This is a genomic window from Bacillus sp. OV166, from assembly GCF_900177675.1.
GTDB lineage: Bacteria > Bacillota > Bacilli > Bacillales > Cytobacillaceae > Neobacillus.
Genome location: NZ_FXWM01000001.1, coordinates 4,890,141 through 4,914,809, shown reverse-complemented (window position 1 = coordinate 4,914,809; position 24,669 = coordinate 4,890,141). Strand labels below are relative to the sequence as shown.

Sequence of the window (24,669 nt, the reverse complement as noted above, 5' to 3'; positions counted from 1 at the left end):
AGAAAATGGCACAAGAATATGATTTGGTCGTTCTTGGCGGGGGAACTGGTGGCTATGTAGCTGCCATTAGGGCCTCTCAGCTTGGATTGAAAACAGCTATTGTAGAAAAAGGAAAACTTGGCGGGACATGTTTACATAAAGGATGTATTCCAAGTAAAGCGCTCCTTAGAAGTGCGGAAGTTTATGCAACAACCAAACATAGTAAAGATTTTGGAGTTATCACAAGTGATGTAACGGTTGATTTTAGTTTAGTACAGGATCGGAAAAATAAAATAATTGATCAACTTCACAAAGGCGTTCAGCATTTAATGAAGCAGGGCAAAATCGATGTCTATGAGGGATTAGGCAGAATCTTGGGGCCATCCATCTTTTCACCGATGCCGGGTACAATTTCTGTTGAAATGAATAACGGGAAAGAAAATGAAATGCTGCTACCGAAAAATGTAATTGTTGCAACAGGTTCTAGACCGAGGACACTTCCAGGGCTTGAAATTGATGGAGAATATATAATGTCGTCTGATGAAGCATTGCAGTTAGAAACACTTCCAAGTTCCATCATTATTGTTGGTGGGGGTGTAATTGGAATTGAATGGGCGTCTATGTTATCTGATTTTGGTGTGACAGTAACGGTTATTGAGTATGCTGACCGCATTATTCCGACAGAAGACAAGGAAATCTCAAAAGAAATGCAGCGCTTAATGAAGAAAAAGGGAATTAAACTTGTTACAAGTGCAAAAGTGCTCCCAGAAACGTTGGTTAAGGATAATGGCGTGGCGATTTCTGCAGAAGTTAAAGGTGCTTTGAAAGAGTTTAAAGCAGAAAAAATTCTAGTTTCGGTTGGACGTCAAGCAAATACAGAAGGAATTGGGCTTGATAATACAGAAATACAAGTGGAGAAGGGTTTTATTTTAACAAATGAATTTTTTCAAACAAAAGAATCGCATATTTATGCGATTGGTGATGTGATTGGTGGATTACAACTGGCCCATGTTGCTTCACATGAAGGGATTGTAGCTGTTGAACATATCGCTGGGAAAGATCCTACTCCATTTGACTATAATTTAGTCTCTAGATGTATTTATAGTAATCCAGAAGTTTCAAGCGTCGGGATAACAGAAGATCAAGCAATAGAAAAAGGTCATAAAGTGAAAATTGGTAAGTTTTCTTTTCGTGCGATTGGGAAGGCACTTGTTTTTGGAGAATCTGATGGATTTGTAAAAATTGTTGCTGATGAGGAGTCCAATGATATTCTTGGGGTGCATATGATTGGTCCACATGTAACGGATATGATTACCGAGGCAGGGCTTGCGATGGTATTAGATGCGACACCTTGGGAAATTGCACATACAATTCATCCACACCCAACTTTGTCAGAGGCAATTGGTGAAGCTGCACTCGCAGTTGATGGGAAAGCAATCCATTCTTAAAAGAATTAATAAAAAACATTGTAAAGGTTTTTAGTGTCTAGCTGCAGCGCCTAGCCCCTCGAGGTCGCTTCGATCCTGTCGATGAATTCAAAAGAACGACTTCATCGGCAGGCTCTCCAGCGCTTGTCGGGGCTGATCAAGGCGCTTCCGCATTTCTATGAACAATTGGGAGGTAAGAACTAAATGACAGAAAAGCGTCATGATGCTTTAGGTTTAAGCGACGGAAAAGTATTGGAAATGTATGAAACTATGCTTTTAGCCCGCCGAATTGATGAACGGATGTGGTTATTGAACCGCGCTGGTAAAATACCATTTGTTATTTCTTGTCAAGGTCAAGAAGCAGCACAGGTGGGAGCGGCATTTGCACTAGATCGTGAAAAAGATTATGTTCTTCCATATTATCGTGATATGGGGGTAGTATTGGCTTTTGGTATGACTCCAAGGGAACTGATGCTATCCGGTTTTGCAAAAGCAGAAGACCCTAATTCTGGTAGTCGTCAAATGCCTGGCCATTTTGGCCAAAAGAAAAATCGGATTGTCACAGGTTCTTCGCCAGTTACAACTCAGGTACCACATGCAGTTGGAATTGCCCTTGCCGGGAAGATGGAAAGAAAAGACCTGGTTACGTTTGTAACATTTGGAGAGGGTTCCTCTAACCAAGGGGATTTCCATGAGGGGGCAAACTTTGCAGGTGTACATAAACTTCCAGTTATCTTCATGTGTGAAAATAACAAGTACGCGATCTCTGTCCCAATCGAAAAACAATTAGCGTGTGAAAAGGTTTCAGATCGTGCGATTGGATATGGTATGCCTGGCTTTACTGTTAATGGGAACGACCCATTAGAAGTTTATAAAGTCGTAAAGGAAGCAGCGGAGCGTGGCCGTCGTGGGGAAGGCCCTTCATTGATTGAAACCATATCGTATCGTCTAACTCCACACTCTTCTGATGATGACGACCGTTCCTACCGTGCTCCAGATGAGGTTGCAAAAGCCAAAACACAAGACCCAATTATAACTTTTGGGGCCTATTTAAAGGAAACTGGTGTCATGAATGATGAGTTGGAGAAGGAAATCAATGACCGCGTGATGAAGCAAGTGAATGAAGCGACTGACTATGCAGAAAATGCTCCGTATTCTGCACCGGAAGAAGCACTGAAATATGTTTATGCGGACTTGTAAGGGGGATGAAACATGGCGATAATTTCATATATTGATTCAATCACAATGGCAATGCGAGAAGAAATGGAACGAGATCCAAGGGTTTTTGTTCTTGGTGAAGATGTTGGCTTAAAAGGCGGTGTGTTTAAGGCGACGCAAGGATTGTATGAACAATTTGGGGAAGAGCGTGTCATTGATACACCTCTTGCCGAATCAGCAATTGCTGGGGTAGGAATCGGTGCAGCGATGTATGGCATGCGGCCGATTGCTGAAATGCAATTTGCCGACTTTATTATGCCGGCAGTTAATCAAATTATCTCGGAAGCTGCAAAAATCCGCTATCGCTCTAATAATGACTGGAGCTGTCCGATGGTTATTCGTGCACCATATGGCGGTGGTGTTCATGGTGCACTTTATCATTCCCAGTCAGTTGAAGCTATTTTTGCTAATCAGCCTGGATTGAAAATTGTGATGCCCTCCACACCTTACGATGCGAAGGGACTATTAAAAGCTGCCGTCCGTGACAATGATCCGGTATTATTCTTCGAACATAAACGGGCCTATCGATTAATCAAAGGTGAGGTCCCGACTGATGATTACACTCTTCCAATCGGAAAAGCGGATGTAAAGCGCCAGGGAGAAGATATTACTGTTATTACTTATGGTCTATGTGTTCATTTTGCCCTTCAAGCTGCTGAAAAATTAGCGAAGGATGGAATCTCAACACATATTCTTGATTTGAGGACTGTGTATCCACTTGATAAAGAAGCAATCATTGAAGCTGCATCGAAAACGGGTAAGGTCCTTCTTGTTACAGAAGACACAAAAGAAGGCAGCATTATTAGTGAAGTCTCTGCGATCATAGCTGAAAATTGCTTATTTGAATTAGATGCACCAATTATGCGCTTAGCTGGACCAGATGTACCGGCAATGCCGTATTCTCCAACAATGGAAAAATTCTTTATGGTAAATCCGGATAAAGTCGAAAAAGCCATGCGCGAATTAGCTGAGTATTAAACGAAAAGCGGAGGCACTTGTTCAGCCCCGACAGCTGCTTCCGGGCCTGACAGTGAAGTCGTTTTTTGACTTCATTGGCTGGACCGAAGCGACTCGAGGGGCTAGGCGCCGGAGCTGGACAATAGGAGGGTGTAAAAAGTGGTAATTGAACAAATTAAAATGCCTCAGTTAGGGGAAAGTGTAACCGAAGGCACGATTAGTAAATGGCTCGTATCCGTTGGCGATAAAGTAAATAAATACGACCCCCTAGCAGAGGTTATGACAGATAAGGTAAATGCAGAAGTTCCATCCTCCTTTACAGGTGTGGTTAAGGAGTTAATCGCTGAAGAAGGTGAAACCTTAGCAGTTGGTGAAATGATTTGCACGATTGAAATGGAAGGTGGAACTCCCCAGGAAACTGTGGCTTTGGTAACAAGCGATGCCGCTGCACAAAGCGTTGCAGTAAATGCAGAACCAGTGGATCAAGGAAACAAGGCCCGTTATTCACCTGCAGTTCTAAAAATTTCTCAAGAACATGGGATCGATTTAACAAAGGTGTCAGGCACCGGTGCTGGTGGGCGAATTACCAGAAAAGATCTATTAAAATTAATTGAATCAGGAAATATTCCAGTTGCAGAACAAAATGTTGAAATTAACAAAGAGCCAGCAGTTGTGGAAGCATCAACACAAGCAGCAACTCAGTCAGTTTCTACGCCTACAGCATCTGCACAAGCTGTCAATATTCCGGTTGCAGTTGGTGATATTGAAATCCCTGTGACAGGCATCCGCAAAGCGATTGCCGCTAATATGCTGCGCAGTAAACACGAAGCACCGCATGCCTGGACAATGATTGAAGTGGATGCAACTAATTTGGTGGAGTACCGCAACTCCCTCAAAGATGAATTTAAGAAAAAAGAAGGATTCAATTTAACTTTCTTCGCTTTCTTTGTCAAAGCCGTTGCGCAAGCTCTGAAAGAATTCCCGCAAATCAATTCAATGTGGGCGGGAGATAAAATCATCCAAAAGAAAGATATCAATATTTCGATAGCAGTAGCAACGGACGATGCTCTCTATGTTCCTGTCATTAAACAGGCAGATGAAAAGACAGTTAAGGGGATTGCACGTGAAATCTCTGAACTTGCTGTCAAAGTGAGAACTGGAAAGCTAAGATCAGAAGATATGCAAGGCGGAGCCTTCACCGTAAACAACACAGGTTCATTCGGCTCTGTTCAATCAATGGGTATCATCAATTATCCACAAGCAGCCATTTTGCAAGTGGAGTCCATCGTCAAGCGTCCAGTTGTCATGAATAATGGAATGATTGCTGTCCGTGATATGGTGAATTTATGTATGTCACTTGATCATAGAGTGTTGGACGGACTTGTTTGCGGCCGATTCCTACAACGCGTAAAAGAAATACTTGAAAATACATCAAAATCAACAACTTCGATTTACTAAACAAAACAACCGCTTCCATGCTTGGCAGCGGTTATTTTGTTTTTAATTGCTTGAATTGTGTTTGTACCATAAAATAGTACTTAGTAGAATTAATTGAATTTTATTTCAATTATGTATAATGGGAGGGGGATGAAAAGTTTGGAAAAAATAAAGAATCAGTCTTTTCCTTCAGGATCCACACATGAATGGAAAACTAAAGCAGAGCAATCTTTAAAAGGAAAAACGGTTGAATCCTTACAAACTACTACATATGAAAACATTATTTTGAAACCGCTTTATACCCATCAAGATGAGCGACCAGTACCTGATTTTCCAGGAGGTTCAGATTTTAGAAGAGGGACCTATCCGTTAGGTTACTTGACAAATGACTGGGTGGTCGCCCAACAACTCTCCTATCAAACCGCAGAAGAGTTGGAGCAGAAACTCAGACAATCATTTAATAAAGGCCAAACGGCTATTTCATTTAAAGTCTCAAAAGCTTTACTAGAAGTCGAAACAAACCTAGCAAAATTATTAGGAGAATCCTATTTCCAATATCCATTTTCAATTAACGCAAAAAGTTTACAAATTGCTTTTCTTTCGAAATTAGAAAGAATGGCGGAACAAGAAGGGGCTATCGACAAACTCCGAGGATATATTGGAGCTGATCCCGTCGCCATTTTCGCTGAAGAGGGATGTATTTCTGAGGAATTTTTCAATGATTGGGTTAAAAACATTGTCCACTCAAATGAAAAATTACCTAATGTGCGTACAATTCTAATAGATACTGCTCCATATCATAATGGTGGGGCGAGCGCTGTTCAAGAACTAGGGATTGCAATGGCTGAAGGGATATTTTACCTTGAAAACCTTCAGAATGCAGGCATGGAACTGGATGAAATCTTTGCAAAAATGATCTTCCAATTTTCGATTGGCAGCAATTTTTTTATGGAAATTGCAAAACTTCGTGCCGCTCGAGTCCTTTGGAATCGAATAAGTAATGTTTACGGATCTACTGATGATATGGGCAGGTTGCATATAGCTGCTGAAACTTCTTCTTTCACAAAAACAGTTAATGACCCGAATGTAAACCTTCTGCGTGCTGGAAATGAAGCCTTTGCGGCCGTGGTTGGGGGCATTCAATACTTGCATGTGCGACCCTTCGATGATCTCACAGGTGCCACTTCGTTTTCGGAAAGAATTGCTAGAAATGCGCAACTTCTTTTGAAGGAAGAAGCACATCTAACAAAAGTGATTGATCCTGCTGGAGGTTCTTGGTATGTAGAAGAACTAACCAATGACTTAGCTGAAAAAGCTTGGGGATTTTTTCAACAAATTGAAGCAAATGGTGGTATTCTAGAAACTTTAAAAACAAATTGGCTGCAGCAGGAGATTGCTGTTGTCTATGAAAAAAAGAATCAAGATGTTCAAACAAGAAAGAAAAGCATTGTTGGAACAAATGTCTACGCTAATCTGGATGAAATTGTTACGCATAAAAAAACTCAAACGAGAAATTCATATTTTACTAATATGGAAAACTCTTTAATAAAAATAGAGGCCATTCCGGATCTGAGATTGGCAGAACCATTTGAAGAATTGCGAAAAAAGGCAAAGGATCTCGAAGAAAAATTAGGCTCAAAGCCGACTGTAGGGATGATTTGTCTTGGTGGATTAAAGCAGCATAAAGCAAGACTTGATTTTATGAAGGGCTTTCTTGCAGCAGGCGGTTTGAAAGCAGCCGAAAGTAAGCCGATATTATCTTTAGAGGAAGCTAGACAATTTATTTTAGAAACGCCTGCCAAGTATTATTGCTTATGCGGTACGAATGAACAATATGAAATAATCGGTTATGGAATCCTGCCTTCTCTAAAAACGGAATTCCCTGAGTTGATTTTTTACTTAGCAGGCCTTCCAGAAAAAGAAGAACTGGACCGATGGAAGGATGCTGGTATTAAGCAGTTTATCCATATGAAAAGCAATTGCTACGAAACGCTTTCGTCAATCCTTAACGACCTGGAGGTGAGCAAGATTGAAGAAACAAAAGCCTGATTTTCAAAATATTTCTTTATTTGACAATCAAAGTTTTATGACCAAAGAAGAGTGGCAGCAAAAAGTACACAAAGAGATAAATACCTCCATTGATGATCTACTGTTCGAGACAAATGAACAAATCAGTTTAAAACCACTCTATACAAAAGAAGATCGTGAAGATCTTGAGCATATAGACAATCTGCCGGGACTCCCTCCTTATACAAGAGGGCCTTATCCAACGATGTATGTTAATCGGCCGTGGACAGTGAGACAATATGCAGGCTTTTCAACTGCAGAGGAAAGCAATGCCTTTTACCGCAGAAATTTAGCGATGGGGCAAAAGGGATTATCGGTTGCCTTTGATTTAGCCACCCACCGCGGCTATGACTCTGATCATCCACGTGTTGTCGGAGATGTCGGTAAAGCAGGGGTGGCCATTGATTCTATCCTTGATATGAAGACGTTATTTGAGGGGATACCTTTAGACCAAATGTCCGTTTCAATGACCATGAACGGGGCCGTTCTGCCCATTCTTGCTTTTTTCATCGTGACGGCTGAAGAACAAGGTGTAAGTCAAGAGAAGCTGGCGGGAACCATCCAAAATGACATTTTAAAGGAATATATGGTTCGTAATACTTATATTTACCCTCCGGAAATGTCAATGAAAATAATAGCTGATATTTTTGAATATACGTCAAAATACATGCCAAAGTTTAATAGTATTAGTATTTCGGGCTATCATATGCAGGAGGCTGGTGCACCAGCTGATTTAGAACTAGCTTATACACTAGCGGATGGTCTGGAATATGTACGCACGGGACTCAAGGCAGGAATTGAAATAGATTCATTTGCACCAAGATTATCCTTTTTTTGGGCAATTGGGATGAATTATTTCATGGAAGTAGCTAAAATGCGTGCCGCTCGATTGATTTGGGCAAAAATGATGAAATCTTTTCATCCTAAAAATGAAAAATCATTAGCGTTACGCACCCATTCGCAAACATCTGGCTGGAGTTTGACAGAGCAAGATCCTTTTAATAATGTTACACGCACATTAATTGAAGCACATGCTGCGGCAATGGGGCATACCCAATCCCTGCATACAAACGCCTTGGATGAAGCGATTGCACTGCCAACTGACTTTTCTGCTCGGATTGCTCGTAACACGCAATTGTTTTTGCAAGAAGAAACGGGGATTACAAATGTTATTGATCCGTGGGCAGGCTCCTATTACGTTGAAAAATTGACAGATGAATTGGTTAATAGAGCATGGACACATATTGAGGAGATTGAAGGTCTAGGTGGCATGGCTAAAGCCATTGAGACTGGGCTTCCAAAAATGAGAATTGAAGAGGCAGCCGCTAGAAGGCAAGCACAAATTGATTCTGGAAAAGAAGTCATCATTGGTGTCAACCGTTATCGCCTTGAGAAAGAAGAAGCAATTGATATTTTAGATATCGATAATACAGCGGTTCGGTTGAAACAAATTGAAAAATTAAATGTATTAAAAGCTAATCGTGATGACATAAAAGTGGAAGAAACGTTAACCGCCTTAACGAAAGCAGCGGAAACAGGTAAGTACAACCTCTTGGAGCTTGCTGTCAAGGCGGCAAGAGAGAGGGCAACTCTTGGGGAGATTTCCGATGCCATCGAAAAAGTAGCAAATCGACATAAAGCGGTCATCCATGCAATTAGCGGAGTATATAGTAAAGCTTTTAGTAATGAGGAACAAATTTTGATAGTAAAAGAAATGTCCGACGAATTCCTGAAGAATGAAGGTAGAAGACCAAGAATTCTGATTGCAAAAATGGGTCAGGACGGACATGACCGCGGGGCAAAGGTCATCGCCACTGCATTTGCTGATTTGGGATTTGATGTTGATATTGGTCCATTATTCCAAACACCAGAAGAAACGGCCTTGCAGGCAATTGAGAACGATGTCCATGTCATTGGTATGAGCTCGCTTGCTGCTGGGCACAAGACGCTATTGCCACAATTAGTAGCTGAACTGAAAAAACTAGGACGTGAAGATATCTTAGTGGTTATTGGTGGTGTTATTCCAGCACAAGATTACCAATTTTTATACGATAACGGAGCAGTGGCTATCTTTGGACCTGGGACAGTGATTCCGATAGCAGCGCAAAAAGTAATCAAAGCAATTTATCTTCAACTCGGTTATGAGGAAGTGGCAGACTAATGGCTGCAGATCAAAAACCTGAATGGAGCGATCCAAGAAAGCCCGAACTTTGCTCAAGTGTGGTAAGAAAGGGGGAGGAACTTGAAGGTCAAGCAACTTCTTTGCAAAAAAGTATTCGATTTAAAAAACGTAACTCTTCAGAACTAGAAGTTGAAGAATTATTTGACGGGGTACTAAAAGGAAACAGAGGCTTGCTTGCTCGTGCTATTACTCTTGTAGAAAGTAATGCAGAGCATCATTTCCAAAAATCACAAGAGTTACTGCAAAGATTGCTGCCTTTCAGCGGAAACTCGATAAGGGTTGGAATTACTGGGGTGCCTGGTGCTGGGAAAAGTACTTTTATCGAAGAGTTTGGAATGTATCTCTGCAGTTTGGGTCTAAAGGTGGCTGTATTAGCAATTGATCCAACCTCGAGTATCTCGGGTGGTAGTATTTTGGGAGATAAAACGCGTATGGAACAGTTAGCAAGGAATCCACGGGCGTTTATCCGTCCGTCACCATCGGCAGGAAAACTCGGTGGTGTTCATCGAAAAACAAGAGAATCGATGTTGCTTTGTGAGGCAGCGGGGTTTAATGTGATATTAATAGAAACGGTCGGCGTCGGACAAAGTGAATTTATCATCAGGGATATGGTCGACTTTTTTATGCTGCTGGTGCTGACTGGGGCGGGTGATGAACTGCAAGGCATGAAGAAAGGGATTCTGGAGCTTGCTGATGCGATAATTGTCCATAAAGCAGACGGGGATAATAAACAAAAGGCTGAATTGACAAGGAAAGATTATAATCGAATCCTTCACTTTCTGCAGCCAGCGACAAAAGGTTGGATTTCAAAAGCCCATACCTGTTCATCTTTGACTCAAGAAGGTATTGATAAGATATGGGAAGTTATTCAAGCTTTTGAATCGAGAGGAAAGTTCACTGGAGTCTTGGAAGATAGAAGGAATGCCCAATCAAGAGAATGGCTACATGCAATGATTACGGATCAGTTGCACTATCATTTTTATCATCATCCTGAGATTATGAACCAGCTGCCAAAATTAGAGAATGAAGTAATTGCAGGTGGAAAGACAGTCGCCTCTGCTGTGGAAAGTCTTTTTAAGACTTTTTTTCAAAAAAAAGAATAAGCTACCACAAGTATTGATATTTGATAATCAAACATTTTTACTGTTAATATGTAGATATAGTCTTAAATCTAAGGAGTGAATTTAATGAGCATGGATTTTAATTTTTTTATGAATGATGTTGTTAACCAGGCACGTCAAGAAATCGTGTCTGCCGGATATAAAGAGTTGAAAACACCTGCAGATGTTGAGGAAGCACTGGAGCAAAAAGGGACCACTTTAGTAATGATTAATTCTGTATGTGGTTGTGCGGGTGGAGTTGCACGTCCTGCAGCAGCACATGCCTTACATTTTGATAAGCGCCCGGATCACCTTGTCACTGTTTTTGCTGGACAGGATAAAGAAGCAACCGAAAAAGCAAGAAGTTATTTCACTGGCTATCCACCATCCTCCCCATCATTTGCCCTCTTAAAGGACGGCAAGATTATTACAATGGTTGAAAGACATCAAATCGAGGGTTTTGATCCAGCAACAGTCGTGTCAAAACTTCAAAAAGAATTTGATGAATATTGCGAAGAAGTTTAATATAAAAGCCGAATGAAGGAAGGGCCAAATCATCAATCGATTTGGCCTTTTGTTCTTGTCAAAATGATATTTTTAATGTATATTTATTAATTATTTTGTAATTTTAATCATACTAAAGGGGAGATTCTAGCATGAAGGATTTATTAAAAAATTATTTAGAAATCATTAAACATAGATTATGGGAGATAAGTGATTCTTTGTATCATCATCCTGAATTAGGGGATCAAGAATTTGAATCTAGCAAACAGTTAATAGAATTCCTTGAGGAACATAAATTTGTAGTTGAAAAAGGAACTGTTGGCCGAGCTACTGCCTTTAAAGCGGTATACGACTCTAAGAAGGAGGGACCAACGATTGCCTATTTATCGGAATATGATGCACTGCCTGAGGTTGGACATGGGTGCGGTCATAATCTGATTGGAACGATGAGTGCCGGGGCTGGAGCTCTCTTAAGTAAAGTGGCAGATGAAATTGGCGGACGTGTAGTTGTATTAGGAACACCTGCTGAAGAAACAAACGGTGCAAAAGTTCCAATGGCTGAACAAGGTATTTTTGATGATATTGATGCAGCTATGATTTTACACCCGGCTGATGAATCTTATGAGAGTGGTGATTCCTTAGCGATGGATGCGATTCAATTTGACTTCCGTGGCAGAACAAGTCATGCAGCAGCTTCTCCAGAGATGGGAATTAATGCACTGGATGCTGTTATACAATTATTTAATGGCATCAATGCACTTCGTCAACATGTGACTTCTGATGTGAGAATCCATGGGATTATTAAAGAAGGAGGAGTAGCAGCCAATATTGTCCCAGATAAAGCAGTAGCTCAGTTTTATGTTCGAGCTAAGGATCGAACCTATTTAAACGAGGTTGTTCAAAAGGTAATTAATATAGCAAAAGGTGCATCTTTAATGACAGGTGCAGAGGTTCATATTGAAAACTACGAATTGAGCTATGATAATATGGTTACCAATCAAGTATTATCTAAATTATTTACAGACAATCTCTTATCTACAGGTGTGAAGCAAGTTAAGAAAGCGAAAGATTCATATGGTTCCATTGATATGGGAAATGTAAGTCATGTTGTTCCTGCGATACATCCTTATATTGGTCTTGATTCGCCTGGACTAATCGCACATACAAGGGAATTTGCCGACTTAACCATCACTGACAATTCCCATCAGATTCTTTCTAAAGGGGCATTGGCCCTTGCCTTAACAGGATTTGACTTATTAACTAATAAAGATGAATTGGAAAAAATGAAAAATGAATTTAGGCAAACAGTAGTAGGCAATCATTAACATAATCTCAAAAAGGCATCTCTTCTCAAGGGGGTGCTTTTTATTTGCTTTTAATATTATTTTAATATATTAAAACGCAGAATTTTTTGAATATTTTTATATTAAAATAATATCTTTTCAAAACAAAATCTATGTGTTAATATTCGTTTTGTTGAATAAAAATTCAAATTAGCATAAGCAGATATTATTAAATATAGGAGGAGACATCATGAAAAAAACATTTTTATTTTTTACCATGATCTTAACATTAGTGGTGTTGGCTGCTTGCGGCCAAAGTAATAAGGACGGAGCAAATGGAGAAAAAACAGGAGATAACAAAGTTTTAACAATGGCTACATCAGCAGATTTTGCACCATTTGAATCAAGAGATCCATCAGGTAAGGTCGAGGGATTTGATATTGACTTAGCCAATGCTATTGCAAAAGAATTAGGTTATAAACTAGATATTAAAGACATGAAGTTTGATGGTTTAGTCGGGGCATTACAGGCTAAACGTGTGGACATGGTACTTGCTGGTATGTCAGCAACAGAAAAACGCAAACAAAATGTTGATTTTTCAACAGCTTATAACCATTCAGGTGAAATGTTTATCACACTTAAAGATTCTAAAATTAAAACTATCGATGATCTTAAAGGAAAGACGGTTGGAGTACAGTTAGGAACCATTCAAGAAGAGGGTGCCAAAACACTTCAAAAAAAGGTAGATTTTACGATTAAGCCGTTAGACAATGCAACAACTTTAATTCAAGAACTATTATCAAATCGTATCCAGGTTGCTTATATGGATAAATCAGTTGCAACAGGATATGTAAAGGAACAAGGTTTAGCTGGATTTGATGATCCAACAACAAGTTCTCCTGGAATGGCAGTTGCATTTCCAAAAGGCAGTGACTTAACTGATGATGTAAATAAGGTCCTAAAAGACATGGAGGAGAACGGAAAACTCCAAGAATTAAAGGACAAGTGGTTAAAAGACCAGCAATAAGCATAAAATGAATGGCAACTAGACTAATGACTCAAAGAAAATTATAAAGTGAGGTGTAAGGCATGAATTTGGACTTTAGCCAAATTGTGCCTTATATTCCTTTTATTTTAGAGGGAATATGGGTTACATTAAAATTTGTTATTATCTCAATTATTTTAGGTTTTATCCTCGGCACAATTTTAGCTTTGTTTAAAATTTCACGAAACAAAGCATTAAATTGGTTTGGTGATGCATATACATCTATTTTTCGTGGGACACCATTAATTTTACAATTAATGCTAATCTATTTTGCGATCCCGCAATTAACGGGGTATGACATCTCACCATTTTTATCATCAATCTTAGCTTTTGGCTTAAATTCATCCGCCTATGTTTCGGAAATTATCAGAGCCGGAATTCAAGCGGTTGATAAAGGTCAAACCGAAGCAGCACAAGCACTAGGTGTTCCTTATCGTCTCATGATGAAGGACCTAATCTTACCTCAAGCACTAAAAAATATCTTACCTGCATTGATGAATGAGTTTATTACCTTAACAAAAGAATCAGCAATCGTTTCTACGATTGGTTATCTAGATTTGATGCGTCGTGCGCAAGTTGTCGGAGCGGATACTTATCGTAATTTTGAACCATTAATCTTTGTTGGATTTATCTATTGGATCTTAGTAATGGTGCTGACTTTGGCAGGGAAACGGTTTGAACGGAGGCTGAAGTACAGTGATTAAAGTAGAAAACCTCTATAAACAATTTGGCAATAACGAAGTGTTAAAAAATATCTCAACCAATATTGATAGTGGGGAAGTAGTTTCGATTATTGGACCATCAGGATCTGGTAAATCCACTTTTTTACGCTGTTTAAATTTATTAGAGACACCAACGCAAGGGAAAGTTTGGATTAATAATCAAGAGATTACTGATAGCAAAACAAATATAATGAAAGTTCGTGAACAAATCGGTATGGTTTTTCAACACTTTTATTTATTTCCACATCTGTCGGTTTTGGAAAACTTAACCTATGCTCCGATGAAAGTAAAAGGGGAATCGCGAGAACTTGCTGAAAAAAAAGCGCGCGAATTGTTAGCTCGTGTGGGGCTTACCGAAAAAGAAAAAGCCTATCCGAATAATTTATCAGGTGGACAGAAGCAGCGTGTTGCCATAGCGCGTGCCCTTGCCATGGAACCGAAGTTAATGTTATTTGATGAGCCTACTTCAGCGCTTGACCCAGAAATGGTCAAGGAAGTACTCAATGTTATGAAGGACCTTGCTCATTCAGGAATGACTATGGCCATCGTAACACATGAAATGGGATTTGCTCGTGAGGTTTCCGACCGGATTATTTTCCTTGATGAAGGGGTATTACTAGAAGAAGGCTCTCCTAATGAATTTTTTAATAACCCTCGGACAAGCAGAGCAAAGGACTTTTTAGAGAAAGTATTGTAGTAGAATCAATCTTTATTATCAGGATTTCTTGCAAAAAATGCTTTAATAGGGATATGCTAAAGATGGTCTAATCGATCATCTTTTTATTTTTTCTATTTTGGGGAGATTACTATGAAATTTCGCATTGGCTACCGAACAATTAAAACAGCTGTTGGTACTGCTATTTCGATTTTAATTGCGCAGCAGCTTGGGCTGGATAATTTTGCTTCCGCTGGAATATTAACCATTTTATGTATTCAGGTGACGAAGCGGAGATCGCTCCGAACAGCAGGAGATCGATTTTTAGCCTGTGTATTAGCGATGCCGTTTTCGGCTATATTTTTTGAGGGAATCTCCTATCACCCAATTGTTATTGGGATCATGTTATTTTTCTTTATACCGACGATTGTGATGCTGAAAGCGCCGGATGGTATTGTGACAAGCAGTGTCATTATTTTACATATTTATATGGCGGAGAAAATCTCCCTGGCAATTTTTTTAAATGAACTTGGAGTGATCACGATTGGAATTGGCGTGGCACTACTGATTAATCTTTATATGCCGAGCGTTGATAAAAAATTAAAGGACTATCAAAGCGAAATTGAGGAGAATTTTAAAATCATTTTCTGTGAAATGGTATGTTATTTACGGACGGGAGATAGTAATTGGGATGGAAAAGAGATTACGGTTAGTGCTCGTTTACTAGATGAAGCGATAACGCTAGCTCTTCAGGATGTTGAAAACCATTTTTTACGAGATGACAATTTATATTTTCATTATTTTAAAATGCGAGGGAAGCAATTTGAAATTATCGAACGTATCTTACCGATTGTCACCTCCATTACGCGTACAGTAAAGCAAGGGCATATGGTAGCTGAGTTTCTGGAAGAACTTTCTGAGAATGTTCATCCTGGAAATACAGCTCATATTTATATTGAAAAATTAAGAGAAATGAAAAAGGAATTTGAGGAAATGGAGCTCCCAAAGACAAGAGAAGAATTTGAAACGAGAGCAGCCTTACTTCAACTAGTAAATGAAATGAATGACTATCTGATTATAAAAAGTTCGTTTAAAGGAATAAAAACTTCTTCAAAAGTGTATGAACAGAAAAAGATTGAAGCAAACTAGGAAAAAAAAGGCAGGTGGCTGCTTTGATAAAAATCTTATCGCCAATCCTGATTGCTTTTTTCATTTCACCATTTTGGCCGTTGGGGCCAAACCCTATGCCAGGCGATCCATTTGTTATTGTTAACAAAAGCAACAATGAAATGGCGTTTATTGATGAAAATAAAGTCCAAACAGTTGTAAGTGTCGGGACGGGTAAAACCCAAGAATTAACTCCGGAAGGTCTTTTCACTATCACGGTAAAGGCAAAAGAGCCTTATTTTCGAAAAGGGAATATTTCTGGAGGGGATCCTAAGAATCCACTAGGGGCCAGATGGATTGGCTTTGATGCGAAAGGAACAGATGGCAGAACCTATGGCATTCATGGGACAAATCAGCCTGCATCCATTGGGAAATACGTCTCTCAAGGCTGTATTCGCACACAGAATGAGGTCGTTACGTCTCTTTTTCCGTTAATTCCACTTGGAACAAAGGTATTAGTTATCTCTTCAAAAAAATCATTTGAGGCACTTGCCAAAGATAATGGGGCAATACAATAGGGAAAGGGACTGTTCAATTAGAACAGTCCCTCAGACTGTCGACAAATCCGAAAAACTTGGGTTTGCCGGCAGTCTTTTTTATGTCTTTGTTAAATTGTTTGTTGATTTGCGCTCCAGGCGCTTCGCTTTCCGCGGGCGTAGCGGGGAGCCTCCTCGGCGCTTAAGCGCCTGCGGGGTCTCCCCTGCTCCGTACTCCCGCAGGAGTCTTCGCGCCTTCCGCTCCAATCAACAAGTTTTAAAATCAATAATGACCTTTAAATCAGTCCTTTGTATAATTAAGATACAGACATATAGATGAGGTGGATGAAATGCTAACTAAAAATACACAGATGAATCGTGATCAAATAGAAATGATAGCTTTAGAACAAGTTGTACCCGCGAACCACTTGGTTCGTAAGATAGAAGCTGCTATTGATTTTTCATTTATCTATTCACTTGTTCAAGATATGTACTCATCTGAACGGGGACGTCCGAGTATTGACCCTGTGGTATTGATAAAGATGGCTTTCATTCAATATACCTTCGGTATTCGCTCTATGCGTCAAACCATTGCAGAAATCGAAACGAATATGGCATATCGTTGGTTTCTCGGCTTTGGTTTTTATGATAAGGTACCTCACTTTTCAACGTTTGGTAAAAACTACGAGCGACGCTTTAAGGATACTGATTTATTTGAACAGATATTCTATCGTATTTTAAAGGAAGCCTCAGAAAAGAAATTGATTAGTAGCGAGCACGTATTTATTGATTCTACACATGTTAAAGCTAGTGCAAATAAGCGTAAATTTGAAAAGAAAGTAGTTCGAAAGGAATCGAAGGTTTATGAAACACGTCTACAAGAAGAGATTAATAAAGACCGGGATGATCACGGAAAAAAGCCATTTCCTCCAGATAAATTTGAAAAAGAAGAATTAAAGGAAATTAAAGAAAGTACCACTGACCCAGAAAGTGGTTATTACGTAAAGGATGAGCGAACGAAACAGTTCGCATATTCATTTCATGCGGCTTCGGATCGAAATGGTTTTGTTTTGGGTGCAATTGTAACCCCGGGGAATATCCATGATAGCGTCATTTTCGAGCCACTACTTGAGAAGGTCATTGAAAAACACGGGAAACCTGAAGCTGTTGCTGCTGATGCTGGATACAAAACACCTGCTATTGCTCAATTCGTAATTGAAAATGATATGACTCCTGCATTACCATATACACGACCTCGTACGAAGGACGGTTATATGAAAAAACATGAGTATATTTATGATGAATACTACGATTGTTATATCTGTCCGCAAGGACAAATACTGAAATATGCAACGACGACGAAGAATGGAAAGCGTCAATACTTCTCTAATCCGTTTGAGTGCCAAAATTGTCCTTTACTTTCAGAATGCACGCAGAGTAAAGAACATAAAAAATTGATTGAGCGACATGTTTGGGAACATTACATAGAAGAAGCCGATCATCTTCGTCACACACAAGAAAATAAAAGCATTTACGCAAGACGTAAAGAAACGATTGAACGGGTCTTTGCGGATGCTAAGGAAAAGCATGGTATGCGTTGGACAACCTTAAGAGGCTTAAAAAAATTGTCCATGCAAGCGATGCTTACTTTTGCTGCCATGAACTTGAAAAAGATGGCCAGCTGGACGTGGAAAGGTCCAGAATTGGCGTAATAATAGTCAAAGGTAGGTCTAAATTTTGCTCTTATGAGCAAAAATCCAATAAAAAGGCATCCGAATGGGCTCATTCGAATGCCTTTTGTCTACAATCTGAGGGACTGTTCAATTAGAACAGTCCCTTCCTTTTGTATATTTATGATAGAAATGTACCAATTCCGATTAGGAGAGTTGAGGCAAGCATAGCGAATAACATTAAATAAACAATGATTTTTCTCGTTTTCTTACTTTTCATTATGGGTACCTCCTTAACATTTTGGTGCTTTATATCTATTGTACAAGGAAAATCAAAAATGAACAACGGAACAACTAAGTAATTTAGGAAGGATTTATGAACTTTTTCACGAATAAGATAATTGTCGAATTAAATTTAATTTTTAGAACAGAGGGATAATAATGATTAAGAAGGTCGACCATATTGGAATTGCCGTAAGATCACTTGAACATTCGCTTCCTTTCTATACTGATGTATTGAATCTACCATTGCTTGGAATTGAAGAGGTTGAAACTCAACTAGTAAGAGTGGCCTTTTTAGAGGCAGGAGGTACAAAACTCGAACTGCTTGAGCCTACGTCGGAAGAAAGTACCATTGCTAAATTTATCGAAAAACGCGGTGAGGGCATCCACCATGTTGCACTTGGTGTTGTATCGATTAAAGAAAGAATTAGCGAAATGAAAGAAAAAGGGATTCGAATGATAGATGATCAGCCAAGACCTGGTGCTGGAGGAGCAAACATTGCTTTTATGCATCCAAAATCAACATCTGGGGTTTTATTTGAACTCTGTGAGAAGAAGGGGATGAAGGGGTAAATGATAGACATCTTTGAAAAAATAAATGAGTTGTATGATAAACGTCGCGAGGTTGAACTCGGTGGCGGTGACGAGCGAATTGAGAAGCAGCATGAAAAAGGAAAATTGACGGCGAGAGAAAGAATCGATCTTTTGGTAGACAAAGGGACGTTTTTTGAATTAAATCCCTTTATTGAACACCGTACCAATGATTTTGGTCTCGATGAACAAAAGGGCCCAGGGGACGGGGTAGTGACTGGTTACGGGAAAGTAAATGGCCGGCCCATTTATCTTTTTTCGCAAGATTTTACAGTTTTTGGCGGTGCATTGGGTGAAATGCATGCCAAGAAGATTGCGAATGTGATGGATTTAGCAGCGAAAAATGGGGCACCTTTTATCGGTTTAAATGACTCTGGCGGAGCGCGTATTCAAGAAGGTGTCGTATCGTTAGATGGATACGGGCATATTTTTTACCGAAATGCCATTTATTCCGGTGTGATTCCGCAAATCTCAGTAATCTTAGGCCCGTGTGCAGGTGGTGCCGTCTATTCACCAGCAATTACTGATTTTGTGTTTATGGTCGAAAAAACGAGTCAAATGTTTATTACGGGTCCTAAGGTCATCGAAACAGTGACAGGGGAGAAAATATCAGCTGAAGAACTTGGCGGTGCAAATGTACATAGCTCCATTAGCGGGAATGCCCATTTTCATTCCGATTCGGAAGTAGAGGTGTTACAGAACGTCCGCAGGCTTTTGAGTTACCTACCACAGAATAATGAAGAGAAACCTCCAAGATCTGAGGTGCAGGAGGAAGAAGACTACCGTCCTGACTTACTGGAGGTTATTCCTTTCGATGCCGTTCGTCCATACGATGTCCGAAAAGTCATTGAGCAAGTTGTTGACGAGGACTCGTTCATGGAAATTCATAAGGACTTTGCTAGAAATATTGTCGTTGGCTTTGCACGTATCAAAGGTGAATCAGTAGGGCTTGTCTGTAATCAGCCTAGGGTCATGGCTGGCGGCTTAGATATTGATTCCTCTGATAAGGCGGCTCGGTTTATCCGGACCTGTGATTCTTTTAATATCCCTATCATAACGTTTGAAGATGTTACAGGCTTCTTCCCGGGAGTTAAACAGGAACACGGGGGAATCATTCGCCATGGAGCTAAAATATTATTTGCCTATTCCGAGGCGACAGTTCCTAAATTGACGGTTATTTTAAGAAAAGCATATGGCGGTGCCTATGTGGCGTTAAATAGTAAGTCTATTGGTGCTGACTTGGTATTTGCTTGGCCCAATGCAGAAATCGCTGTTATGGGTCCACAAGGGGCTGCCAATATCATTTTTGCCAAGGAAATTAATAATAGCGAAGATCCTGAACAGACCAGGCAGCAAAAAATCGATGAATACCGTGAAAAGTTTGCCAATCCTTATGTGGCGGCGAGCAGAGGCATGGTCGATGATGTCATCGACCCAAGAGAAACAAGATTGAAAATAGTGCAGGGATTAGAAATGCTTAGAAATAAAAAAGAGTCAAGACCTTACAAAAAACATGGGAATATTCCACTATAGTATAATTTGAAGTTGACGTCCTGCTCTTTCATTTGATGATATGAATAAGAAAGAGGTATACTGATATAAGAAAAGCGGAAGCGCCTTGTCCAGGGGCGACAAGCATAAGACGAGCCGGCGAGAAGGTTGCACTTTAACCTTCTTGACGGCTTGGCTTATGACCTCGAGCCCCTAGGGCGCTGGAGCTGGACAATTAGTGATTACATAACATGGAGGGTCAATATAATGGTTAATCAGGAACGTCTGTTGAATGAATTTTTAGAACTTGTGCAAATTGACTCAGAAACAAAATTCGAGACTGAAATTGCAAAGGTATTAAAACAAAAATTTACTGAGTTAGGTCTCGAGGTTTTTGAAGATGATACCACTGCTGTAACAGGCCATGGTGCAGGGAATCTAGTTTGCACGCTTGCGGCAACTAAAGAAGGTGTTGACCCGATTTATTTTACCTGTCATATGGATACTGTTACACCTGCTAAAGGTGTGAAACCATCGATTAAAGATGGTTATGTGGTTACAGATGGCACCACGATCTTAGGGGCAGATGATAAAACAGGTATTTCTGTCATGCTTGAAACCATTCGTCAATTAAAAGAACAAAATCTACCTCATGGTTTGATTCAATTTGTCATCACTGTCGGAGAAGAATCAGGTCTTGTAGGTGCAAAAGCACTTGATTCTTCATTGATGAAAGCAAAATTTGGCTACGCACTGGATAGTGATGGCTTAGTTGGTAACGTAGTTGTAGCTGCTCCCACACAAGCAAAGGTAAAAACAGTTATTTACGGTAAAACAGCTCATGCCGGTGTGGCTCCTGAAAAAGGAGTTTCCGCGATTACAATTGCCGCAAAATCGATTGCGAAGATGCCATTAGGAAGAATTGATCACGAAACCACAGCAAACATTGGCAGGTTTGAAGGCGGTCAGGCAACTAACATCGTTTGTGACCGTGTTGATATTTTAGCGGAGGCACGTTCGCTTATACCTGAAAAAATGCAGGCCCAAGTAAGCAAAATGAAGGATGCATTTGAAACAGTTGCAGCACAAATGGGCGGCAGAGCTGAGGTAGATGTGGAAATCATGTATCCAGGCTTTAAATTTGGCGAAGGCGATCATGTCGTAGAAGTGGCTCGCAAGGCCGCGGCAAAAATTGGGCGCAGCTGTGAACTACAGCATAGCGGCGGCGGCAGTGATGCCAACGTTTTTGCTGGGTTTAATATTCCAACGGTCAATCTTGCTGTCGGCTATGAAGAAATCCATACCACAAACGAACGCATGCCGGTTGAAGAATTGTATAAGCTTGCAGAAATGACTCTTGCGATTATCGATGAAGTGGCAAATCAATAATGTAGTTGTCAGGAGAACCTAACTGAGGGTTCTCCTTTTTGATATAATTAGGGAAGAAAAAGTAATAAGGAAGTGCCAGCATGAAGGAAATGTATCCGAAAAACGGAAAGGTCATTTTACATGTTGATATGAATAGCTTTTATGCGTCGGTTGAAATGGCCTACGATCCCAATCTGAAGGGTAAACCGCTCGCAATTGCTGGAAATGTCGAGGAGCGCAGAGGGATCATTGTCACCTGCAATTACGATGCAAGAAAATTTGGTGTGAAAACGACGATGCCGCTTTGGGAAGCGAGAAAACTTTGTCCGCAGTTAATCGTCATGAAACCTAATTTTGAGCGTTATCGGGCCGTTTCCATTGGTATGTTTGAAATTCTCAGGCACTATACAGAGTTTGTAGAGCCCGTCTCGATTGACGAGGGATATTTAGATATAACGGAAAGCTTTGAATACGGCAGCCCGATAGAAATTGCCGAAAGCATTCAGAAAAGGATTCTGGAACAACTAGATATACCTTGCAGCATAGGTATAGCTCCTAATAAATTTTTAGCAAAAACGGCTTCAGATATGAAAAAGCCAATGGGGATTACGATTCTTCGTAAGCGTGATATACCAAACGTTCTTTGGCCTTTGAACACGAACGAAATGCATGGTGTCGGGAAGAAGACAGCGGAAAAGTTGCAGACAATTGGGATTCACACCATTGGTGAATTAGCAAAAGGCAATGAGATTCAACTTAAAACGCTTCTAGGCATTAATGGCCTTCGATTAAAAGAAAGAGCCAATGGGATTGATCATCGCCCTGTTGATCCGGAATCGATTGAAGAATTTAAGAGTATCGGCAATTCAACGACACTGCCTAAGGATGTTAGTAATCAGCATGAACTTTTTCGTGTGTTAACATCATTAGCGGAAACGGTCTCTATCAGGCTGAAGAGAAAGAATGTCCTTGCCGGAACTCTTGGAATTACAATTCGCTATAAGGATCGAAAGACAATTACCAGAAGTAAAAAGCTACCCAACCCCATCAGTCATAAAGATGACATTTCTTCTTTTGCGCAGCAGATTTTTCTAAAAGCTTGGAATGGAGATGCTATTCGATTGTTAGGGATCACAGGCAATGATTTAGTGGATCATGATCATGCCTATAAACAGTTAGATTTATTTTCCTATGAAAAGGATGCGAAAAAAGAGCCGTTACTTAATACCTTATCTAGTCTTCGTGAAAAGTACGGGAAAAGTATCATTGAAAATGCAGGGTCGCACCAAATGGATGGTTCTCACAATATAGGGACTGAAACGAGCTTTAATAAAGATTTTCTGCGGACCTTTCCTAATAAAATTAATGATCTAGACTAAAAAGCACCACTTTGCTGTTATAACAAAGTGGTGCTTTTGATTATTCACTTACAAATATCAACGTCTAGATCTGTTACAGGCCACCAGAAGTAGCCGTCTTTTTCTAAGAGCTCATCCGCCTCTTTGGGACCCATTGTTCCTGACTGATAATTGGGGAAGTAATCAGCTTTCGTATTTTCCCAAACCGCTGAAATTTTATCAACAAAGCTCCAGGAATAGGCGACTTCATCCCAATGCGTGAAATTTGTAGCATCCCCTCGCATACAATCCAAAAGAAGTTTTTCATAGCCTTCAGGAGTGTTCATCGCATGGATACCAGTATTGGCGAAGCTAAGTTTTACTTCTTGCGCATCCAAATGTCCGCCCGCTTTCTTGGCGTTTAGGTGAAGGGTAATTCCCTCCTCTGGTTGAATATGAATCACAAGGAGGTTCGGATTTAAAATTTTGTCAGTTTGGTAATATAAATTCATTGGAATATCTTTAAATTGAACGACAATTTTTGTTGATTTTGTCGACATTCTTTTCCCGGTACGGATGTAAAAAGGAACACCAGCCCAGCGGAAATTATCGATCATAATTTTCCCTGCGACAAAGGTTTCTGTATTCGATTCTTTGTCCACCATCGGTTCATCACGATAGGCAGGAACCTGGACATCCTCAACCGTGCCCTCACCGTATTGTCCACGAACAAAATAATTATTTACTTGTTCCCCCTCAACGGTTCGAAGGGCTCGAAATACACGAACCTTTTCGGAACGGATTTCATCGGTTGTAAGGTTAATTGGTGGTTCCATTGCAAGCAAGGCTACCATTTGCATCATATGGTTTTGAAGCATATCTCTAAGGGCCCCGCTTGTTTCATAATAACGGCCGCGCTCTTCGACACCGAGTACTTCACTTGAGGTGATTTGAATATTCGAGATATAGCGGTTATTCCAAAGCGGTTCAAAAATAGCATTGGCGAAACGTATTACTTCGATGTTCCGGACCATTTCTTTGCCTAAATAGTGGTCGATACGATAAACTTCTTTTTCCTTAAACGCACTTCTAATTTGTTTATTAAGTTCGATTGCAGATGCTAAGTCATGTCCGAATGGCTTCTCAATCACAAGTCGTTTGTAGCCTTTTACGTCCGTCAGTTTATCTGATTTTAAATGCAAGGCGATGGTTCCGAAAAATTCTGGAGCCATAGCGAGATAAAAAATGCGATTCCCTTCTAATTGATAATTTCCATCAATCTCATCTGCTAAATTTTTTAATATTGCATATGAATTGGAATCAGCGACATCATGTGATTGATAGTAAAAATGGGAGATAAATTCATCAATCTTGTCTTTGTTTCCTAATGCAGATAATACGGAGTCTTTAACGGAATGTTGAAACTCATCGTTAGAAAGGGACCTTCTGGCCACCCCAATAACCGCAAATTTATTTAATTTGCCTTTCTCAAATAACCGGTAAAGGGAAGGAAACAACTTCCGTTTTGCTAAATCACCAGTCGCACCAAAAATCATAATTAATGAAGTCACGTTTCCAGTTTGCGTCAAAGTAAAAACCTCTTTTCTATTTATGTAAATTATAAAATCAACAAATATCACATTTCTTGATTTTATAGCATTCCGGTAGACTTCGCAAAAATAAAACATTCAAGTCTCGATTATTTTTCACA

21 protein-coding genes are annotated in these 24,669 nt (G+C 39.9%); 19 read left to right on the top strand and 2 right to left on the bottom strand.

Annotated features, from left to right (window positions below; genetic code table 11):
• Positions 1-5 precede the first annotated feature (5 nt).
• The 15 genes from lpdA (at position 6) to CCK98_RS24055 (ending at position 17,931) form a co-directional block, all read left to right on the top strand.
• Positions 6-1,427 carry a dihydrolipoyl dehydrogenase gene (gene lpdA / locus CCK98_RS24125; RefSeq protein WP_088088902.1) on the top strand — a complete coding sequence of 474 codons (1,422 nt, stop codon included), beginning with the start codon at positions 6-8 and terminating at the stop codon, positions 1,425-1,427.
• A 183-nt stretch (positions 1,428-1,610) separates the two neighbouring features.
• Positions 1,611-2,606, top strand: a complete 996-nt coding sequence (locus CCK98_RS24120; protein ID WP_088088901.1) for a thiamine pyrophosphate-dependent dehydrogenase E1 component subunit alpha — start codon at positions 1,611-1,613, stop codon at positions 2,604-2,606.
• Between the two features lie 12 nt (positions 2,607-2,618).
• Positions 2,619-3,602: an alpha-ketoacid dehydrogenase subunit beta gene (locus CCK98_RS24115; protein WP_088088900.1), complete on the top strand. Its 984-nt coding sequence runs from the start codon at positions 2,619-2,621 to the stop codon at positions 3,600-3,602.
• A 138-nt stretch (positions 3,603-3,740) separates the two neighbouring features.
• Complete coding sequence (locus tag CCK98_RS24110; protein ID WP_088088899.1) at positions 3,741-5,039, top strand: dihydrolipoamide acetyltransferase family protein; 1,299 nt, start codon at positions 3,741-3,743, stop codon at positions 5,037-5,039.
• A 129-nt stretch (positions 5,040-5,168) separates the two neighbouring features.
• Complete coding sequence (locus CCK98_RS24105) at positions 5,169-7,067, top strand: methylmalonyl-CoA mutase subunit beta (protein WP_179195916.1); 1,899 nt, start codon at positions 5,169-5,171, stop codon at positions 7,065-7,067.
• Positions 7,048-9,246: a methylmalonyl-CoA mutase gene (scpA, locus tag CCK98_RS24100; protein ID WP_088088897.1), complete on the top strand. Its 2,199-nt coding sequence runs from the start codon at positions 7,048-7,050 to the stop codon at positions 9,244-9,246. The genes CCK98_RS24105 and scpA overlap by 20 nt, the downstream gene beginning before the upstream one ends.
• A complete protein-coding gene (gene meaB, locus CCK98_RS24095; protein WP_088088896.1) occupies positions 9,246-10,370 on the top strand; it encodes a methylmalonyl Co-A mutase-associated GTPase MeaB in 1,125 nt (374 codons plus the stop codon). Before scpA ends, meaB begins: the two co-directional genes overlap by 1 nt.
• A gap of 84 nt (positions 10,371-10,454) precedes the next feature.
• On the top strand, positions 10,455-10,892 hold the full coding sequence (locus CCK98_RS24090) for a BrxA/BrxB family bacilliredoxin (protein ID WP_088088895.1): 438 nt from the start codon (positions 10,455-10,457) through the stop codon (positions 10,890-10,892).
• Between the two features lie 131 nt (positions 10,893-11,023).
• Complete coding sequence (locus tag CCK98_RS24085) at positions 11,024-12,196, top strand: M20 family metallopeptidase (RefSeq protein WP_088088894.1); 1,173 nt, start codon at positions 11,024-11,026, stop codon at positions 12,194-12,196.
• Between the two features lie 208 nt (positions 12,197-12,404).
• The gene (locus tag CCK98_RS24080; protein ID WP_088088893.1) at positions 12,405-13,181 is read left to right on the top strand and encodes an ABC transporter substrate-binding protein; all 777 of its coding nucleotides are present in this window, start codon (positions 12,405-12,407) and stop codon (positions 13,179-13,181) included.
• A 62-nt stretch (positions 13,182-13,243) separates the two neighbouring features.
• Entirely contained in the window at positions 13,244-13,903 is a 660-nt protein-coding gene (locus CCK98_RS24075) for an amino acid ABC transporter permease (protein WP_088088892.1), read from the top strand.
• The gene (locus tag CCK98_RS24070; protein ID WP_088088891.1) at positions 13,896-14,618 is read left to right on the top strand and encodes an amino acid ABC transporter ATP-binding protein; all 723 of its coding nucleotides are present in this window, start codon (positions 13,896-13,898) and stop codon (positions 14,616-14,618) included. Before CCK98_RS24075 ends, CCK98_RS24070 begins: the two co-directional genes overlap by 8 nt.
• 111 nt (positions 14,619-14,729) lie before the next feature.
• Positions 14,730-15,725 carry an aromatic acid exporter family protein gene (locus CCK98_RS24065; protein WP_088088890.1) on the top strand — a complete coding sequence of 332 codons (996 nt, stop codon included), beginning with the start codon at positions 14,730-14,732 and terminating at the stop codon, positions 15,723-15,725.
• A 23-nt stretch (positions 15,726-15,748) separates the two neighbouring features.
• Positions 15,749-16,261: a L,D-transpeptidase gene (locus CCK98_RS24060; RefSeq protein ID WP_088088889.1), complete on the top strand. Its 513-nt coding sequence runs from the start codon at positions 15,749-15,751 to the stop codon at positions 16,259-16,261.
• 308 nt (positions 16,262-16,569) lie between these two features.
• Positions 16,570-17,931, top strand: coding sequence for an IS1182 family transposase (locus tag CCK98_RS24055; RefSeq protein ID WP_088085959.1), 1,362 nt, complete (start codon positions 16,570-16,572; stop codon positions 17,929-17,931).
• A 139-nt stretch (positions 17,932-18,070) separates the two neighbouring features.
• Here CCK98_RS24055 and prli42 read toward each other — a convergent pair whose 3' ends face one another.
• On the bottom strand, positions 18,071-18,169 hold the full coding sequence (prli42, locus tag CCK98_RS35620) for a stressosome-associated protein Prli42 (RefSeq protein ID WP_179195915.1): 99 nt from the start codon (positions 18,167-18,169) through the stop codon (positions 18,071-18,073).
• A 161-nt stretch (positions 18,170-18,330) separates the two neighbouring features.
• On the opposite strand from prli42, the gene mce reads away from it, so the two are divergent.
• From mce to CCK98_RS24035, 4 genes are all read left to right on the top strand, one after another.
• The gene (gene mce / locus CCK98_RS24050) at positions 18,331-18,744 is read left to right on the top strand and encodes a methylmalonyl-CoA epimerase (RefSeq protein ID WP_088088888.1); all 414 of its coding nucleotides are present in this window, start codon (positions 18,331-18,333) and stop codon (positions 18,742-18,744) included.
• Positions 18,745-20,295: an acyl-CoA carboxylase subunit beta gene (locus CCK98_RS24045; protein WP_088088887.1), complete on the top strand. Its 1,551-nt coding sequence runs from the start codon at positions 18,745-18,747 to the stop codon at positions 20,293-20,295.
• 225 nt (positions 20,296-20,520) lie between these two features.
• A complete protein-coding gene (locus CCK98_RS24040; protein ID WP_088088886.1) occupies positions 20,521-21,642 on the top strand; it encodes a tripeptidase T in 1,122 nt (373 codons plus the stop codon).
• Between the two features lie 80 nt (positions 21,643-21,722).
• Positions 21,723-23,000: a DNA polymerase IV gene (locus tag CCK98_RS24035; RefSeq protein ID WP_088088885.1), complete on the top strand. Its 1,278-nt coding sequence runs from the start codon at positions 21,723-21,725 to the stop codon at positions 22,998-23,000.
• Positions 23,001-23,044: 44 nt separating this feature from the next.
• On the opposite strand, the gene zwf is transcribed toward CCK98_RS24035, so the two are convergent.
• Positions 23,045-24,514 (bottom strand): glucose-6-phosphate dehydrogenase, encoded by a 1,470-nt coding sequence (gene zwf / locus CCK98_RS24030; protein WP_088090536.1) that lies wholly within the window; start codon positions 24,512-24,514, stop codon positions 23,045-23,047.
• Positions 24,515-24,669 lie beyond the last annotated feature (155 nt).